Source organism: Glutamicibacter sp. AOP38-B1-38, assembly GCF_052377485.1.
Taxonomy (GTDB): Bacteria; Actinomycetota; Actinomycetes; order Actinomycetales; family Micrococcaceae; genus Glutamicibacter.
Map to the genome: position 1 here is coordinate 1 of NZ_JBQSWU010000005.1, position 17,605 is coordinate 17,605.

Sequence of the window (17,605 nt, forward strand, 5' to 3'; positions counted from 1 at the left end):
TCACAGGAACCGAGCGAAGCTAAAGCTGTGAGCCAGGCGCAGCACGCCGGTCCAGCACGAGTACGAAGCATCGAAATGGGGTAGACGGCGCCGGGCAACTGGTGGACCTGATCCGCAAGCACTAGGAAGACGACATACCGAAGTCGACGGTTTTGTCGATCATGAAAGAGCTGGGGATCGAGGCAAACCGATGAGTGCCTTCAAGAACACGACGGTGCGTGATCACCAGACGGGTTGTTAGCGGCCATGAAAAACTGCCCATAGGCGGCCAAATAATTGCCCACCGACGGACAGCAGAAATGCCCGCCAGCGGCCAGCAAAAACGCCCATCCGTGGCCATCACTTCTGCCCACTGATTATCAAAGTCCACCTCTTTATCAGCGCCCACGCCACCAAACGTGACGCGGGCCCCTTCTTGGGGTTTGATGACGATGTCTAGTCACATCAAAACCAAACCAAGAAGAGGCCCTATATGAAGTCTGACGGAGTAATCATGGAAATTCTCGCAGCTTACGACTCAACAGGATCGTTTCGTTCCGCCGGTGACCTCGCCGGCTGTTCGCACCACACAGTCAAGAAATACGTTGCAGCCCGCGACGCGGGCACCCCGATCCCAACAACCACGCCGCGGTCAAAAAACACCGACGACTACCTGAAATACATCGATCGGTACGTCGAGGAGACCAAAGGCAAAATACGCGTGGACAAAGTCCATGAGCGGATCCAACGGGTCGGCTACACCGGCTCAGAACGCTCCACCCGGCGTGCGGTGAATCTGGCAAAGCGGTCCTGGCGTGCGGTGAACCAACGAGTTCATGCTCCATGGGTCACCGAGCCGGGGCGTTGGCTCCAATACGATTTCGGCGACGGGCCGATCATTGACGGCTTCAAGACAGTGCTGTTCGTTGCCTGGCTGGCCTGGTCACGATTCCGGATCGTCATCCCCTTGCGGGATAAAAGCATGCCCACGGTATTCGCGGCCATTGACCAGAGCTTCCGGATCATTGGCGGCGCTCCGACGTACGTGCTGACCGATAATGAAAAGACGGTCACCACCATGCATATCGCCGGGATCCCGGTACGCAACCAGCAAACCGTTACCTTCGCCAAGTACTACTCGGTGAGCCTGTTGACGTGCGAACCGGCAGATCCAGCCAGCAAAGGCGGGGTGGAGAACGCGGTGAAAGTCGCCAAAGCCGACCTGGTTCCCAAGGACACGAACCTGCGCGCAGAATATGACTGCTTCGCGCAGCTCGAACAGGCCTGTGATGAGTTCATGGCGATGATCAATGACCGCTTGCACCGCACCACCAAGCGTCAGCCAGCGGTGATGCTCGCCGAGGAACGCGCGCAGTTGCACACGCTGCCGGCACAGCCTTTCACCATTGCGTTCGGAGTGAGCCGTATGGTTCCGGCAAAGTCGCCGATGATTTCTTATGAAAACGTCCAGTACTCAGTTCCATACCGGTTGCTCGGCGAACAGGTGTGGGTGCGCACCCGCGGGATGGGTGCGAGCGCCGAAGTGATTATCGTGCACCTTGGTGCAGATGGGCCGACCGAAGTTGCTCGGCATGCTCAAGGAAGCCCGGGAGTGATGCAAGTGAACGGGTCGCACTTCCCTGACCGCGAAGAGAAAGTCCCAGGCGTGAAGCGTCCCAAGGCCCGAAGCCAGGCTGAGAAGGAATTCCTCGCCTTGGGCGAAGGCGCCCATCAGTGGTTGATGGCCGCCGCTGCCGCCGGTGCTGAACGGGTGAATTTGAAGATGGCTGAAGCAGTGACGTTGGCCAAACTCCAAGGATCAGCCCCGGTGGACCGCGCGCTGGGTTTGGCTGCGGCGAATGGGAGGTTCGGGCACAGGGATCTGCTTTCCATTCTTGAATCAGCTGCACCCGGGCAGCTGCGCCGTCAAGCTCCCGAACAGCAGTCGTTGAGCCAGGGAGCCTCGCCGTGGGCTGACTACGGCTCCTTATTGAAGGAGGCGAACTAGCTGATGATTGCCACGAATGCCGGTGCACCGCCGTTGGCTGAAGAGTTGGAACAGCTGATGCGGCAGTTGAAGATGCCTCACGCCAGAGCTTTAGCGCCAGAGCTGCTGGCCACGGCGAAGTCGCAGCGGTGGGACCCGGCGGAGGTGCTCAAATCCTTGTTGGAGGAAGAAATCAGTGGCCGGGCACGCTCGATGCTCGCTACCCGACGCAAAGCCGCAGGCTTCCCTACGGGGAAGAGCTTCGGGTCGTGGGATCCGTCGCTTTCGACGGTCCCGTTGCCGACGCAGCAGGCGTTGCGCACGTTGGAATGGGTGCACCGCAAGGAGAATCTGGTGGTTTGCGGTCCGTCGGGCACGGGCAAGACGTTTTTTCTTGAGGCTCTGGGACAGCAGGCTGTTGAGGAAGGTCGGCAGGTCGCGTGGTTCACGTTGGAGCAGCTGGGCGGGATTGTTCGTTCGCATCGGGTTGATGACAGCGTGAACAAGGCGATCGCGAAGGTTCTGCGTGCTGACTTGATCATTATTGATGATATCGGCTTGCTGGCGGTGCCTGATGATGCGGCTGAAGCGCTTTATCGGGTGGTTGATGCCGCGTATGAGAAGCGTTCCATTGCGTTGTCTTCGAATCTGCATCCGGCGGGGTTTGACGCGTTGATGCCCAAGACGTTGGCTACTGCCATGGTGGACAGGTTGTTGCACCATGCTCATATTTGCCAGACCAGTGGTGAATCGGTGAGGCTTACGCAGGCCATGGCGGGTCAAGGGGTGAGTGCGTTGAGCTAGCTTTTTCTTGGACGGTGGTGAGCGCTATTTCTGGAATTGATCAGTGGGCAGGAATAGTGGCCGCCAGTGGGCATTTTAGTTGGCCATGCATGGGCATTTTTGCTGGCCGCCGGTGGGCAGAAAGTATTGGCCGTTGACAATCATCCAGATGATGTCTGGACAATTGGCCAGGAGCCACCGTGCCTCTTTTCTCCACAAGCTCAGCGATCAAGGACTACGCGAACATCATACGATTATCTGCTACTGGAACGTCTGCGTCCTGTAATTAGTACGTCGTTTGAATCATGTTTGCATGATGCCTCTTTTGTTCTAAAAATCAGGCTCTTGGAACACCTCCAGTAGTCACCCTCGACCGGTCCATGGTCGTCTGTTTGATGAGGATTTGCCGCGATTCCCGGGATTACAGCGCCTTTTTCTGATCAGGATGCTCTTAGTTGGGCCAACTCTGATGGATGACATGCTTTCCTGCATTGGCGGCTGCGGGTTTCTTGCCCCGCTAAGGGCATCAGTCTGGTTCCATCTGAAATAAATGGTGAATCGGCTGGTTTAACGGCTGGCCGATGCTCTCAGCGAGGAGGCCACAGCTGCCACACTGATGTCGAATATCAGCCCGAAAAACGTTGCGAGTAAAGTACTTCAAGACCTTAGCTATGTAGTCGATGGCTTGTGCCCTCGGACGAGGCTAGTTTAGTAAGTCGGGCGCATCGGGCGCATCGGGCGGAGCGTCTACATGCAAATAATTTGTAGCTAGAAATTCTATCTAGTGAGATATACAATGTAGATATGGGAATCAGACAATGGAGGAATGACTTTGCGAGAAGCGCGCTCCCTTATGCAGCGCTAGCCGTAATCTCTAACGAAGATATACATGGCTACGAATTAATAGTGCGGCTCAAGGAGTATGGGTTTGGGCATGTCAAAGGTGGAGTAATGTATCCGATCCTTCGTCGCTTTGAAGATGATGGGCTTCTTGAACATTACTGGGATACGACGTCACATGGTCCGGCAAAAAAGATGCTTCGGCTAACAGATGAAGGTCGGAATGAGTTGTCAGGCGCGGAGAATGCTTGGCAAGACATATCGCGGAGTTTATCGATGATCAGCAAAAGGGGAAAATGATGCTTGACTATGAAACGCGTTTGAAAGCAGCTTTGCGATCTTTGGGTGCTTCTCCGGAAGTGGTCCAGGATGCGCTTTTGAGTCTGCAAAGTTATGGCTCGAAGGAGGACCAGCTCGTTGAAGAATTCGGAGAGCCGGAGGAATACGCCAATGCTTTGATGCCTGATGCAAAAGTTCGTTCCAAGGCTGGTTTCATTATTTCCGGGGTCGTGTTGGCTGTCCTGATATGGCTAGTCCTTCGTCTGGCCAAGGAAGCTGAGTGGATGGCGTTTGAGCCGTATTGGAACTTTAGTTTGCTATTTAGTCTCGGGGCTGTGGTCCTCGGTATTGGTATTGAGTTCATCAGATATTTACGCTCAGGCAAGTAACAAAGGCTCGACTTCCTGATTTTCTAGGAAGTCGAGCCTTTTGTTTGATGGCTAAAAACCAAATACCCAAAGCAATGCATCATAGAGAGCGTTGCCGCTCAATCCACCTGTCGTCACGTAAAGGACGTTTTTTACGTTCGCTGGTACCGAAGTATTCCACCAGTTAACGAATACCGTGCGTCCCTTATTCAGTTGGGACCTGATGGCGTTGTACCATTTGACGTTGGTTCGTTTGAGTACTTGCATGCCTGCTTTGACGGCTAGGCGTATCGCGATTGGTACGGCTGCTGGAGCAGCGACGTTGGTCTGGGTGGATGCGTTTCCGGCGACGCTTTTGCGTTCGGTCGAAGTGAGCTTGCCGGTTGATGCGGTTCCCGACAATGTGGTGCTTTGGGTCGAGGAAACGCTTGTCAGGGTAGTTGCGGATGTGGCGGGTGCGGTTACTGCTGGTGCTGCTGCGTGTGCTCCGGCTGCACCACCCAAAGTCATTGCACTGACGATCGAAATTGACACCAGCGATTTAGTCATCTTTTTCATTGATGGTTCTCCCTATCTAACTTTGACATAAACGGATCTGATTTGTTTCACCTATGGTGCAAGCCTTTTGGTCTTCAACTTGTAGCTGGAGAGCGCTTAGTTGAACCCGAGCACCCATAAAAGAGCGTCGTAGAGTGCATTGATTCCGACCCCGCCCGTGGCGCCGTAGACGATCGTTTTGATTGGACCTGGAACTGTCGTGTTCCACCAGTTTGCGAAGGCGGTCCGCCCTTTGCCGAGTTGGGCTTTGATGGCGTTGTACCATTTGACGTTGGTTCGTTTGAGTACTTGCATGCCTGCTTTGACGGCTAGGCGTATCGCGATTGGTACGGCTGCTGGAGCAGCGACGTTGGTCTGGGTGGATGCGTTTCCGGCGACGCTTTTGCGTTCGGTCGAAGTGAGCTTGCCGGTTGATGCGGTTCCCGACAATGTGGTGCTTTGGGTCGAGGAAACGCTTGTCAGGGTAGTTGCGGATGTGGCGGGTGCGGTTACTGCTGGTGCTGCTGCGTGTGCTCCGGCTGCACCACCCAACGTCATTGCTGCAACGATTGAGATGGATGTTGCGGATTTCAGGAGAGTCTTCTTGATCATGTTTACTCCGCCGATGGGCGGATTCGTTCCGCTTCTCAGAACGATTGATATATGAATCTTTACACGCCTTAAGAGTAAAGTCACGAGTTTTATATAAAAATTTTGGAAAACGATGGTTTGCGATGTCTGGCCATCTTCTTGTTTCAAATACGTTCATATTCGCGTGTAAGTTTGGCCATGAGAATTTTATAGACCGTTTGACTAAGGTGAAGATATTCATTTAGTCGAGAGAACGTATCCCTGGGCTGTAAGTGTCTTTTTCTCGAACGTGCTATGAAGAGTTAGTCGCCGAGGGTAGGTCGATTATGTCGCGGACGAACTCTTGCGTTTGCGGGTAAGTGAGTTCCTAAATATTCGTTGGCTCTGGTTCGACCAGCACGGATGGGTGTCCTGAGAATGGAGAGCTTTGGCATGTTGTTGCTACTTTTCAAAAATCCATAAAACGGGCGTCCGCTGGCGCGGCCGGCTGTTGCCCGGACTGCGTCCGGTCTTTTCCTGTTTTTTGCTGCTGTCCTTCGGCTCAATGATATTGAACTCACTGGCCAGAATTTAACTTCAATCAACGTACATACAACTCCGACAGACAGCTGCTCACGCCGGCCCTGAGCAATAAACTTTGCAATATAAGCCGTTCTGCCGCGGCGAATCCGAATCAATAAACTCGGCGTTGACGCAGCGCATATGGCAGCAATCGATACGCGCTCGGCGGTCTGCACGCATGTCCTGTACCGGCTCAGGAGTCGGAGGGCGGGCAGTGTCTATCAGCTGCACAGGCTGCAACCGAATTGTATTTAGTGTGGCGAAGGGCACCGTCGGATAGGAGCCTATCGATTGGCCCTTAGAAGCCTGGCCCTGTTATAGTTATTGAGTTATCGCAACTGCGAATGACACTGTAATTTTCCCACGGTTTGACCGTGAGGGTTAGAGTTACGGCGATCATAGCGTGGGGGAAACGCCCGGTCCCATACCGAACCCGGAAGCTAAGACCCACTGCGCCGATGGTACTGCACTCGGGAGGGTGTGGGAGAGTAGGTCATCGCCGGGCATATTTTGCCGAAGGTCCCGAGAAATATCTCGGGACCTTCGATGTTTAACCACCGTTCCACGTCCTCCCGTACGGACCGCAAAAGACCGGTTGTGAAACTCTAACGAGTCCTACAACCGGTCTTATTGCTTTCGGAGACTAATCAGCTAGACGCAGGCCCGAGGCGGTGTCGAAGAGGTGCACGTGCTGCCCTAGCGGCAGGATATGCAGTTTCTGGCCGCGGGCAGGCGGGGTGCGGCCGTTGACTCGGACCACGATGGTTTGGCTCTTGCCGCCTAGCTGGGCCGTGCCATAGACATAAGCATCTGCACCCAACTCCTCGACCACATCCACCATCAGCTCTGCACCCTCGCCTGGGGTGGCGAGAGTCAGATCCTCCGGTCGGATGCCCATGGTGGTTGCACCCTGCGCGCCAGGAGCGGGCAAGGAAGTGTTGCCAAAGGCGACCTGACCGTTAGAGGCTTCCAATTCAATGAGATTCATTGCCGGAGATCCGATGAATCCGGCCACGAAAACATTGCGTGGGCGGTCGTAGAGGTCACGGGGAGTGCCAACCTGTTGGATTTCGCCGTCCTTGAGCACCGCCACGCGGTCACCCATGGTCAACGCTTCCACCTGGTCGTGGGTGACATACACGGTGGTGACACCGAGTCGGCGGGTCAGCGATGCGATCTGTGTGCGGGTCTGCACGCGAAGTTTGGCGTCCAAGTTCGACAGCGGCTCGTCCATCAGGAAGACCTGAGGCGAGCGAACGATTGCTCGTCCCATGGCGACGCGCTGGCGCTGGCCGCCGGAGAGCGCCTTCGGCTTGCGGCTTAGATAATTTTCTAGATCCAGCAGCTTTGCAGCTTCGAGGACGCGCTTATTGCGTTCTTCCTTATCGACGCCGGCGATCTTCAGGGCGAAGCCCATGTTTTCAGCGACCGTCATGTGCGGGTAAAGAGCATAGTTCTGGAAGACCATGGCGATATCGCGGTCTTTTGGCGGAACGTTAGTCACGTCCTTATCGCCAATGAGAATTCGCCCGGAGTCGACTTCCTCGAGACCAGCTAGCATGCGCAAGGTAGTCGATTTGCCGCAGCCCGATGGGCCAACTAGAACAAGGAATTCCCCGTCTTCAATCTGCAAATCAATTGCGTCGACTGAAGGCACAAGTGCGCCCGGGTAAATTCGGGTGGCCTTTTCAAAGGTCACAGTTGCCATGATGACAATCCTTTCACGGGCAGGTACGTGCCCGACGATCCGTAGTGAAAGTGATATGGGACACCTTAGTCTCGCATAGAAAGCAGCAATTCCAAAAGTTCGGACAGTATCTCCGGCCCAGAAATGCGGTGCGCGGCCAGTGTAGGGCCTGGACCTACCTTGATTCCGAGGTCCTCACGGGTGAGGATCCGGAAGCCATCCTCGTCGGTGACGTCATCTCCGACGAAGAGCAGCGCATCAACATCGAGAACCTGGCGCAACCATTGCAAAGCCTGTCCCTTGTCGCCTGCATGGACCGAGGCCTCTAGCACGGCCTTTCCTGCCATGAGGCGCACTTCCGGCAAGTGTGCGAGGGCGTGGTTCCCCTCGGCCAAGGCGGCCTCGGCAATGCCAGGACTTTGGGCTTGGCGTACGTGCAGGACGGTAGCCGAGGGTTTGTGCTCCAGATTGACTCCCTCATGCCGCTGCGCGACTTCGCTCAATCGGGCGGTGATTTCCGTGAGGTTCTCCCGCTGGGCATCGGTGAGTTCCCGTTGTTCTGGCGCATCCGGGGTTACGGACGGAACGCGCCGTTCGGCTCCGTGGGAACCGATCAAGTTATCCGGTCTGGGGGCCGGATACACCGCCGTGAGCGATTCAAGGTTCCGGCCGGAGACCACCGCCGTGTGCACGCCGGATTGTCGCGCAAGTTCGTCAAAGGCTTGTGCGGCCCGCGTGGAAGGCCTGGCGTCTTGGGGGCGGTCCACGAGCGGCGAGAGCGTACCGTCGAAGTCCAAAGCAACCAGGATTCGCCGGTGCCCGGCGAAGGTGGAGAGATCGGCGCGTAATTCGGGCGCGAGATTCGGCACTGTCGTTCCGTTCAGACTAGGCGATGTTATTAATGGCTGGCTACGGCGTTGATTTGGTTCGCTCGCGAATTGATTTCGGCGAGTTCTTCCAAGAAGCGAGCGGACCAACGGGTCACGTCATGTTCCAGCAGATGGCGATTCATTCGACGCATGCGTCGTGCCTGTTCGGATTGGTCCATGTTGACCGCCTCGACGATCCTTGCCTTCATGCCATCGATGTCATGAGGGTTGACCAGCACCGCCTGGGTCAACTGATCGGCCGCACCGGTATATTCGGAAAGCACAAGGACTCCACGACCATCCTGATGGGATGCCACGAACTCCTTGGCCACTAGGTTCATCCCATCGCGCAGGGCTGTCACCAGTAGCACATCGGCGGCTAGGTATAGGGCGATCATCTCGCGCAGCGGATAGGAGTGGTGTAAGTAGCGAAGCGTGGTGTGGCTCAGCGTGTCGTGTTGGCCGGTGATCTGGCCGACCATCAGTTCCACCTGATCGCGCAGCTCCATATAGGAATCTACGTTTTCACGGCTTGGGCTGGCTACCTGGATCAGACAGACATCTCCGGCGCGAAGTGCCTGATCGTTGAGCAGCTCGCCATAGGCTTTCAGCCGGTGCCTGATGCCCTTGGTGTAGTCCAGCCGGTCCACGCCAAGCATGATTGTCTTCGGATTGCCCAATTCCAAACGAATCTGTGCAGCGCGGGCAATGATCTGCGGATCACGCGACAGCTTGGCGATTTCTTCGGTGTCGATTGAGTTCGGATGGGCCACAGCGCGGCACAGATTCTGAATCTTATGCGTCGACGACGGGGTAGCTTCGTGCCCCTTGGTCGAATAGTCGGTGAACCGTCGCAGGCAGCGTAGAAAATTGGACGCATCGGTCTCGCGCTGGAAGCCGACTAGATCGGCTCCGGCCAGACCTTCCAGGATTTGGGTGCGCCAAGGCAGCTGAGAAAACAGGCTGGCGGCGGGGAAAGGGATGTGCAGGAAGAAGCCGATCTTCAGATCGGGGCGTGCCATCCGCAGCATCTGTGGAACCAGCTGCAGCTGGTAGTCGTGGACCCACACGGTGGCATTGTGCGCGGCGGTTCGCACCACCGCGTCAGCGAAACGTTGGTTGACCTTCTTGTAACGGTCCCACCAGGTGCGGTGGTACTCCGGAGGTATGATCACGTCGTGATAGAGCGGCCAGAGGGTGGAATTCGAAAATCCGCCGTAGTAGAGGTTTAGGTCCTGTTCACTGAGCGGGACCGGAACGAGGTGGATGCTGTCCTTGTCGAACTCTTCGAGCTCTTCGTCGATTCCGCCATGCCAGCCGACCCATGCGCCATCCGCGGCAGCCATGATCGGTTCGAGCGCGGTGACCAGACCGCCAGGAGAACGCTGGAACCCTTGGGTGCCATCCGGAAGCGTGATCCGATCCACCGGCAACCGGTTAGCCACCACTACAAAGTCATGGGAATTGCTTTCCGCTACGCCTGCTAGTTCATTACCCACCGTAAACCTCCTGGCCACGTACTTACTGCGAGAAGAAAACCTCGCAGCTTTGTCGGTTGTAAGTGAATGACCTCTTTGTCAGCTCAACTTCACTGTCATCCCGGATTCCGGATGCTAGCCGGAAGCGGAAGGAAACTGTGTTCCATCACTCAATGTACGTGAGAAGCGGCGCGGATGGGCTTTTAACGCCGAATGAGGCCCAAAGATGAACTTATCCGGCATGACTTGGTTGAAGTCTCAAATAACCCCAAAATAGGGCTTTGCATCATGTTGGCGAATGTTATGCGCAACCTGTGAAGGTTGGGGAATCTGGCAATTACGGGGGAGGGCGGCCATTCCATTGGCTAAGCTTGGAAGCAGATTACAGTATTTCCGTTGAGCCAAGGAACATTCGAACTTATGTCTACAAACAACTCGCGTCCGTCCAAAGCGGAGCGCAACGCTAGCGCCCGTGAAAAGGCCGCGCAGCTGCAGGCTGCTCAGGCCTCGGCCCAGAAACGCAAGTCGCTCTTCGTCAAGCTTGGCGTGCTGGCTGCTGTCGTTTTGGTCGTGGTCCTGGTGGTTGTGCTCATCGTGCAGAATAACAACGCCAAGGTTCCGGACGCCGGAGCCGCGCCTCAGGGCGGCAACGCCGCTGGCGGTATTCTGTTGACGTCGCCGACCACCGTTGCAAATACCTCGGGTGTGAAGATCGACAACACCAAACTTGTCGCTCCCGATTCGAAGCCGGCGACTCCCGAACCACGCGATCTGACCGTGGGCGCCAAGGGCGAGCCGATCAACGTGACCTTGTTTGGTGATGCGAACTGCGTCCACTGTGCTGAATTTGAAAGCAAGTATGGGCCGCAGATGAAGCAGTGGTTGGCGGACGGCAAGATCTCCTTGGAATACCGCAACGTCGGCTTCCTCGATGGAAACTCGCCAACGAACTTCTCCTCGCGTGGGGCCAACGCGCTGGCCTGTGTAGCTGACCAGAGCCCAGCAGCCTACTTGGACTTTGCCAGCGCTCTGTGGGGGCACTACGATCAGGGCGAAATGAAGAATGCTGAGATCTCCGAAATGGCGATTGCCGCCGGCGCTTCAGACTCGGTGAAGTCCTGCATCGACAAGGGAACCTACCGTCCGTTCGTGGAAACTGCAACACTAGCTGCCGGCTACGACGGTGTTTTGGGCACTCCGAGCATCTTCATCCAGGGCGAGGTTATGGACCTTGCCAATCAGGACTTTGTCGAAGCAGTTGAGGCGGCCATCAAGGCCAACGCCTAGACTGCCTAAAGCTGCGTGAACTGTGGTCGATAATTTTCTGCCGCTCTGACACGATTCCCGTGGGGAGTGCATCGCTAGCGGTGCGCTCCCCACGGGTGGTTAACGCCGCCAAAGTCTCGATTCGCAGTCGGGCGCAGTCTTCGGATATTCTTATGCAGTACGCCTCCTTAGCTCAGCTGGCCAGAGCAACGCTCTTGTAAAGCGTAGGTCATCGGTTCGAATCCGATAGGGGGCTCGGATGGCCCTCGCCGATGTTCAAGCTTGAACATCGGCGAGGGTCTTTTATTTCCCAACCGCATCTGCGGATCGACCGTGGCTTGCCCCGAAAAATTCGCATTCTTTTGGTGTCTCACAGTTTCTGGGCAACTCAGGGCGCTAAACTTCAGGTGTATTTCCTTGTCGATTCTGGCGCCTGTACGGTGGCACCAAAACGACCGAACAATATCTCAAGGAGTTTTGGCATGGCCGGTGGACTCGTGGCTCTTCTGGATGACGTCGCAGCCCTCGTAAAGGTCACGGCGGCGTCACTCGACGACATCGCTATGGGAGCTGCGAAGGCAAGCACCAAGTCGCTTGGAGTCGTCATCGACGATGCGGCTGTCACCCCGCAATACGTGGCCGGGCTATCGCCCAAGCGGGAGCTTCCGATCATTTGGAAGATCGCCGTTGGGTCAATCCGGAACAAGATGCTGTTCATCCTTCCGGTGGCTCTGATCCTTTCGCAGTTCGCTCCGTGGGCGCTCACCCCGATCCTGATGCTCGGAGGTGCCTATCTTGTTTTCGAGGGAGCCGAAAAGCTGCTTGAAGCGATGGGCGTGGTCAAGCACCACACACCGGGCGGCAAGGAGGGAGTGCGCGACGAAAAAGCGATCATCGGCGCGGCGGTGCGGACAGACCTCGTGCTCTCAGCGGAGATCATGGTCATCTCGCTGAACGAAGTGTCCCACGAACCATTCTTGAATCGCGCGCTAATCCTGATTGTGATCGCTATCCTGATGACCGTGGTGGTCTATGGTGCGGTGGGGCTGATCGTGAAGATGGATGACATTGGACTGCACATGGCGCAGAAGGCATCCAAGCTGTCGCAGAAGGTTGGCCGTGGCCTGGTCAAGGCCATGCCGATCGTGATGTCGATCCTCGGCAAGGTAGGTGTGGTGGCGATGCTCTGGGTCGGCGGCCACCTAATTCTGGTCGGGATGGACGAGCTGGGCTGGCACGCCCCCTACGGTTTTGTGCATCATATGGAACTGCTGGTGCACGAGGCTACCGGTTCGGCCGGGGCGATCTTGGGCTGGGTGACGAATACCGCCTTTTCTTGCATCGCCGGATTCTTGATTGGTTGCGTGGTTGCCGCCGCTGTCGTGGGCATCAACAAGCTGCGTGCCAAGCACTAACGAGCTTTGCAGGCCGGCCACGTAGAATAGGCAGATAAGAAACTTGCCCCGCCGTAAAACCTGCCAGTCGCGAAGTCTGCCGGTGTTTCGCACGGTGTGCGGCGATCGTCTTGGCCCTGCCAAAACGTCTGGTGGCCATGGAAAGATCGATGTGTGTTGAAGAGCAAGATAAATATTGTAGGGAGCGCCGCTCGGCATGAGCGGGGCGCCTACTTCACCCCCGAGCCGGTAGCCCGGTTCATGACCGAGTGGGCGCTAGGCGAACAGGGTCGTCGTGTGCTTGAACCCTCATGTGGCGAAGCCCAATTCTTGGCGACCGCTGCCCAAGTCACCAACGATGGGCGCGGCGCCAGCGAATTATTCGGGGTGGAGCTTCACGAGCCTTCGGTGCTGGCGGCACGCGCAATCCTCGCGGAACAAGGCGCACAGGCTAGGATCCAGCACGCAAATTTCTTTGATATCCCAGGCACCGCGGATATGGATGCGGTGATTGGCAACCCCCCGTACGTGCGTTATCAGCTGCACCGCGGAGCCCAGCGCAAGATCTCGCGCGAAGCCGCACGGCGCTCCGGAGTCGAGCTGAACGAGCTTGCCTCCGTGTGGGCGGCCTTCGTCGTGCACGCCACCAGCTTCCTGAAGGTCGGCGGTCGTCTGGCCCTAGTGCTCCCGGCAGAGCTGATGTTCGTGAACTATGCGGGGCCCGTGCGTGCAATGCTGCTTGAACGTTTCGCCAAGGTGCATCTCGCGGTCTTCGAACAGCGGCTATTCGTCGACGCGCAGGAAGAAGTGGTGCTGTTGCTTGCGGAGGGTTATCAGACCGGTTCCAGCGACTCCTTCAGCCTGCACCAATTTCGTAATGCCAAGGATCTGATTGGACTCGGCGAGGGAGCAATCCACACTCCGAAGCGTCCAAGTGACCGTTGGACCGGGTCCTTGGTGACTTTTGAAGCTCAGGGGATACTCAACCAGGCGCATGCTACCGGCGGGTTTATTGATCTGCAGGGCTGGGGAGAGACCTCGCTGGGCGCGGTGACCGGCAACAATAAATGGTTTACGCTCAGCCCGGCGCGGGCCGAGGAATTAGGTTTGGACGCGAGCGACCTGGTGGAAATATCGCCTCCCGGTTCTAGGCATCTTCGCGGCTTGGAACTAGACGCTAAGCAATGGCAGCGACTCGGGGAGCACGGCTTGGCGACCTTGATGTTCCGGCCCCAGGGTGGCGCCTCCACCGCGGGAGAGCGCTTAATTGGCCGCGGCGAGCTGGAGTCGGTGGACCAAGCCTATAAGTGCCGGATGCGTACTCCCTGGTGGCGGGTCCCGTTGTTGTCGGTGCCTGATCTGTTCATGACCTATATGAATGCTGACACTCCCCGGCTGACGACTAACCATGCAGGTGTGCATCACATCAATTCAATCCATGGGGTATACCTCGGGGCCGATGTGCGTGAGCTGGGACGTGAGCTGCTGCCTCTGGCTTCGTTTAATACCTTGACTATGCTGGGTGCCGAAATGGTGGGACGCTCCTACGGGGGAGGCATCTTGAAGCTGGAACCCGGCGAGGCGGATAAGCTTCCAGTGCCCTCAACCCAGTTGGTCGCCGAGCATGCAATACCGCTGCGATCCATCAAAAACGAGGTCCGCGAACATCTGCTGCATGGCCGTAAGCAAGAAGCTACGGAGCTGGTAGACGAAATAGTGTTGGGAATGATGCTGGAGCTAGACGCTGCCGCGATCGGTGCGCTACGCGGCGCACGCCAAGACATGCTGGAACGACGCAAGTCCCGAGCTAAGGCAGTGGAGAACTAATCATGGGATCAGGCACAGTCGAGAAATCCCTGGCCTTCGCCGAATACGACGCGACGTTGATATCTGCGCTCAAAGATTCGCCGTGGATCCTTAACGGCGCCGTCACCGAGGAGTTCAACCCTTCTTTCGACGTCCTCGAGCGGTTGCTAAGCATTCCGGTGCGTTCTAAGGCCGCGACCCGTTCCGGTCGTTTTGCCCAGGGCGTCGACGCTTGGCTAGCCCATGAACTCCGCCGGGCGGGGTTCGACGCAGACCTCGTCTGGCCGCGCGCGGAAGCGCCACGGGTGTTGTCTTCGGACATCCTCGAATTGCTGCGCAAGCTCCCCGAACGGCTCTCCGACGAGCTGCATGAAGCAATCCTGGCCGGCAAGGCCGGAAGCACCGACGCCAGGATTCTGGGCCGCGCCTACATGAAGCAGACCGACGTGGTGATGACCCACTGGTCCACGGGACCGGAGTTGCTATTAAGCACCAAGGCAATGACTTCTTCCTTCGGCAAGAACCTGTCCAATCGGTACGAAGAAGCCTACGGGGACGCGGCCAACCTGCGTGCCCGCTACCCGCTGGCAGCCGTCGGCTTCTACTTCGTGCAACGCGCCACCATTTTAGAAACCGAACCGGCAGCTTTCCGACGTACCGTGGACATGATCCGCAAGCTGCGCGATTTCGGCGATGGCTTTGGCTATACAGCGACCGGACTTTTGCTTGTGGACTGGGATGACAGTGCCGAGCAGCCAGAGGTCAAGGCGGTGCACCACCCGGTGCCCGAAGATGTCGGCACCGCTCAGTTCCTAAATGCCATGGTTGACTCGGTGTTGAAAGTTACTCCGATCGACTTGCATGAGTCGGCGCGCGCTCGCCGAGCCGGTGAGGTCGTGCCAGTGCCAGGGCATGAGCTCGTCGATGAGCTACAAGAAGCGCTCTTTTAGCTCATCTGGTTGTGTGAACTTGTGGCGAATGCCAAGAGCTCGGCAAAGGTCGAACCGAGTGGCCAGCCAGTGTGCTGGAGGCGATGTCACGCTGCGGTGGGGGAGACAACCAATCCGATGCGAGAGCAGTGGCGCGATAAATGTACTTGGTCCGCCCGTCGGATTCGAAAGTTCGTTCGCGTTCCCATCGCTCGGAGCGTTCGTAGGCTGCCCAGGAGCTGGGATTTGCCGAATCGATGACGGTGATGGGTATGCAGCCTGCCTGCACCACATACTCCAGGCGTAGGTCTGTCACTTGCTGGCGTATGCCTTGGCGCCGATATTCCGGGCGGACCGCCATGCAACCTAATTCAAGCGCGCCCATGGCGCTAGTTGGAGCCAGCACCGCGTCGTGCACGACTCCGGCTGCGACCAGAACACCTGAGTCACGGACGCTGACCACACAACGTGCGCGGTCAATTTTTTGATTCCATCGATCATCAATTTCCGGATACAAAGTCGCCATCTCGGTGCGTGCGGCACCAGCAGGAGCTGTTGATGACAGGGCATAGCGAAGGGTAGGGCGCACTGGGAACCGTCCTAAATGCTAAGACGAACGAACTATCTGGCTATTGCTGTTGTGTGGGACGCAGAGCAATGGGTTTCGTTGGCCTTCAGGGGACCGCAGTCGGTGGCTTACGGCAACGTCCTTGCAGGGCCCAGTATGAGCTCGAGGAACTAAAAAAATTATGCATTCAATCTCTGCTCGTTAGCAAGAGAAAATAGGGGCAATAAAGTGAAATCTAGATAAACGAAAGGCACTATTATTTTAGGTCTGCCGTAGTCGGCTTTTCTCTTGAGCTCCTGCCCTAGGACGGTGGCGTGATGGGCGACGTAGCCGCTAGCTGTGGGGCAGCTGGCGCCGATTTTGCGGCCAAGGCAAAGACCGCTAAGATCGTTTAGGTGCTTGACCGGGAGGTTGACGCAAAGATGGATCTTTAGCTCAGTTGGTTAGAGCGTTCGCCTCACACGCGAAAGGTCGCTGGTTCGAGTCCAGTAAGATCCACCAAATAAAGAGAAAACCACCGCTGGCGGTGGTTTTCTCTTTATTTAACTGCTTTTAGTGGATCGCGCGTAGCCGGTGGTTATTTGGCGAGTAATTCGTGAACCAGCGGTTTGACTTCGTTGCCAAGCAGCTCGATGCTCTCGAGCATGGTCTCGTGTGGCAAAGAGCCTGCCGAATATTTGATGTCTACTCGACTTAGTCCGAGGCTTCTGGTGACCTTCGCCATCTTGGTGGCGACGGTCTGCGGACTACCGGCCATCATGGAACCTTCAGGCCCCATAGCGGCCTCCAAGCGCATTTTGCTAACCGGCGGCCAACCGCGTTCGGCGCCCAAGCGATTCATGGTGCGCTGATAGTGCGGCCACAACAGTTCGAGAGCTTCCGCATCGGTCGGTGCAACCAATCCGTGGAAGTGCGCACCCACCTTTTGAGGTTGCTTGCCCAGCTCTTTCAACGCGCGGTGGTAAAGCTGAACTAGCTGCTCGAAGGCTGATGGCTGGCCGCCAATGATTGCGAGAAAGAGTGGAAGGCCGTGGCGAGCGGCGCGAAGTACCGACTGCGGGCTGCCGCCGACGCCCACCCAAGTGGTGAGCGCATCGTTTTCCAATAGCGGGTACAGCTGTTGGCTGTTCAAAGCGCCGCGGTGTTCTCCAGACCAGGTCACGGGCTCTCCGGATCGGACCTTAGCCAGGAGATCGAGTTTTTCTTCGAAGAGAGACTCATAGTCCTCGAGGTTGAGCCCAAACAACGGGAAGGACTCGATGAAGGATCCGCGTCCGGCGATAATTTCGGCACGTCCCTGCGCGATGGCATCGAGCGTTGCGAAGCGCTCGTACACCCGAACCGGGTCATCGCTGGAGAGCACCGTTACCGCGGTACCGAGGCGGATCTTGTCGGTGACTTGCGCCAGCGCCGCGAGAATTATTTCCGGCGACGATACAGCATAATCGTCTCGGTGATGTTCACCAACGCCGAAGAAATCAAGGCCAACTTCTTCGGCCTTCTGCCCTTCGACGATGACGTTGCGAATAACCTGAGCGTGCGATAACTGCTTGCCCTGCTGGTCTTCGGAGAGATCCCCGAAAGTTTCAACACCAATTTCAGGCCGGAGGCTTGTTTGACCGATGGAACTCACAATGATCCTCTTCTCTTAGATTTCCATGCAATTGCATCTAAATGGGTAAC

General features: G+C 56.8%; 15 protein-coding genes, 2 tRNA genes, 1 rRNA gene and 1 pseudogene. 12 read left to right on the forward strand and 7 right to left on the reverse strand.

Annotation, left to right across the window (positions count from 1 at the left end):
- Positions 1-34: 34 nt before the first annotated feature.
- The 5 genes and pseudogenes from ACT3TP_RS04040 to ACT3TP_RS04060 form a co-directional block, all read left to right on the forward strand.
- Positions 35-229: pseudogene (locus tag ACT3TP_RS04040) on the forward strand (IS3 family transposase); the annotation flags it as partial.
- A gap of 243 nt (positions 230-472) precedes the next feature.
- Positions 473-1,987 (forward strand): IS21 family transposase, encoded by a 1,515-nt coding sequence (gene istA, locus ACT3TP_RS04045; protein ID WP_444619470.1) that lies wholly within the window; start codon positions 473-475, stop codon positions 1,985-1,987.
- A 3-nt stretch (positions 1,988-1,990) separates the two neighbouring features.
- The gene (gene istB / locus ACT3TP_RS04050) at positions 1,991-2,770 is read left to right on the forward strand and encodes an IS21-like element helper ATPase IstB (protein WP_096289245.1); all 780 of its coding nucleotides are present in this window, start codon (positions 1,991-1,993) and stop codon (positions 2,768-2,770) included.
- A 783-nt stretch (positions 2,771-3,553) separates the two neighbouring features.
- The gene (locus ACT3TP_RS04055) at positions 3,554-3,889 is read left to right on the forward strand and encodes a PadR family transcriptional regulator (protein WP_096289243.1); all 336 of its coding nucleotides are present in this window, start codon (positions 3,554-3,556) and stop codon (positions 3,887-3,889) included.
- Positions 3,838-4,257 (forward strand): hypothetical protein, encoded by a 420-nt coding sequence (locus ACT3TP_RS04060; protein WP_176484317.1) that lies wholly within the window; start codon positions 3,838-3,840, stop codon positions 4,255-4,257. Before ACT3TP_RS04055 ends, ACT3TP_RS04060 begins: the two co-directional genes overlap by 52 nt.
- Before the next feature lie 51 nt (positions 4,258-4,308).
- Here the strand turns inward: ACT3TP_RS04060 and ACT3TP_RS04065 are convergent, their stop codons facing one another.
- Complete coding sequence (locus tag ACT3TP_RS04065; protein WP_141393629.1) at positions 4,309-4,794, reverse strand: hypothetical protein; 486 nt, start codon at positions 4,792-4,794, stop codon at positions 4,309-4,311.
- A gap of 96 nt (positions 4,795-4,890) precedes the next feature.
- On the reverse strand, positions 4,891-5,532 hold the full coding sequence (locus ACT3TP_RS04070) for a hypothetical protein (RefSeq protein ID WP_141393628.1): 642 nt from the start codon (positions 5,530-5,532) through the stop codon (positions 4,891-4,893).
- A 781-nt stretch (positions 5,533-6,313) separates the two neighbouring features.
- Between ACT3TP_RS04070 and rrf the strand changes: the two genes are divergently transcribed.
- Positions 6,314-6,430, forward strand: a 5S ribosomal RNA gene (rrf, locus tag ACT3TP_RS04075).
- A gap of 138 nt (positions 6,431-6,568) precedes the next feature.
- On the opposite strand, the gene ACT3TP_RS04080 is transcribed toward rrf, so the two are convergent.
- The 3 genes from ACT3TP_RS04080 to ACT3TP_RS04090 form a co-directional block, all read right to left on the reverse strand.
- Entirely contained in the window at positions 6,569-7,633 is a 1,065-nt protein-coding gene (locus ACT3TP_RS04080; protein ID WP_096289235.1) for an ABC transporter ATP-binding protein, read from the reverse strand.
- 65 nt (positions 7,634-7,698) lie between these two features.
- Positions 7,699-8,481 carry a trehalose-phosphatase gene (gene otsB / locus ACT3TP_RS04085; protein WP_176484316.1) on the reverse strand — a complete coding sequence of 261 codons (783 nt, stop codon included), beginning with the start codon at positions 8,479-8,481 and terminating at the stop codon, positions 7,699-7,701.
- Between the two features lie 29 nt (positions 8,482-8,510).
- Positions 8,511-9,980: an alpha,alpha-trehalose-phosphate synthase (UDP-forming) gene (locus tag ACT3TP_RS04090; RefSeq protein ID WP_444619472.1), complete on the reverse strand. Its 1,470-nt coding sequence runs from the start codon at positions 9,978-9,980 to the stop codon at positions 8,511-8,513.
- A gap of 399 nt (positions 9,981-10,379) precedes the next feature.
- On the opposite strand from ACT3TP_RS04090, the gene ACT3TP_RS04095 reads away from it, so the two are divergent.
- The 5 genes from ACT3TP_RS04095 to ACT3TP_RS04115 all read left to right on the forward strand — a co-directional run bounded on the left by ACT3TP_RS04095 (position 10,380) and on the right by ACT3TP_RS04115 (position 15,375).
- Positions 10,380-11,246, forward strand: a complete 867-nt coding sequence (locus tag ACT3TP_RS04095) for a DsbA family protein (protein WP_444619474.1) — start codon at positions 10,380-10,382, stop codon at positions 11,244-11,246.
- A 161-nt stretch (positions 11,247-11,407) separates the two neighbouring features.
- Positions 11,408-11,481 (forward strand) — tRNA-Thr (locus tag ACT3TP_RS04100).
- Positions 11,482-11,707: 226 nt separating this feature from the next.
- A complete protein-coding gene (locus tag ACT3TP_RS04105) occupies positions 11,708-12,640 on the forward strand; it encodes a DUF808 domain-containing protein (RefSeq protein ID WP_096289227.1) in 933 nt (310 codons plus the stop codon).
- Between the two features lie 153 nt (positions 12,641-12,793).
- Positions 12,794-14,446 (forward strand): HsdM family class I SAM-dependent methyltransferase, encoded by a 1,653-nt coding sequence (locus ACT3TP_RS04110; protein ID WP_176484315.1) that lies wholly within the window; start codon positions 12,794-12,796, stop codon positions 14,444-14,446.
- Positions 14,447-14,448: 2 nt separating this feature from the next.
- Complete coding sequence (locus ACT3TP_RS04115) at positions 14,449-15,375, forward strand: hypothetical protein (RefSeq protein ID WP_096289223.1); 927 nt, start codon at positions 14,449-14,451, stop codon at positions 15,373-15,375.
- Between the two features lies 1 nt (position 15,376).
- Here ACT3TP_RS04115 and ACT3TP_RS04120 read toward each other — a convergent pair whose 3' ends face one another.
- The gene (locus tag ACT3TP_RS04120; protein ID WP_141393627.1) at positions 15,377-15,943 is read right to left on the reverse strand and encodes a GNAT family N-acetyltransferase; all 567 of its coding nucleotides are present in this window, start codon (positions 15,941-15,943) and stop codon (positions 15,377-15,379) included.
- A 403-nt stretch (positions 15,944-16,346) separates the two neighbouring features.
- On the opposite strand from ACT3TP_RS04120, the gene ACT3TP_RS04125 reads away from it, so the two are divergent.
- A tRNA-Val gene (locus ACT3TP_RS04125) sits at positions 16,347-16,423 on the forward strand.
- 76 nt (positions 16,424-16,499) lie between these two features.
- On the opposite strand, the gene ACT3TP_RS04130 is transcribed toward ACT3TP_RS04125, so the two are convergent.
- Complete coding sequence (locus ACT3TP_RS04130) at positions 16,500-17,555, reverse strand: LLM class flavin-dependent oxidoreductase (RefSeq protein WP_255248546.1); 1,056 nt, start codon at positions 17,553-17,555, stop codon at positions 16,500-16,502.
- Between the last annotated feature and the right edge of the window lie 50 nt (positions 17,556-17,605).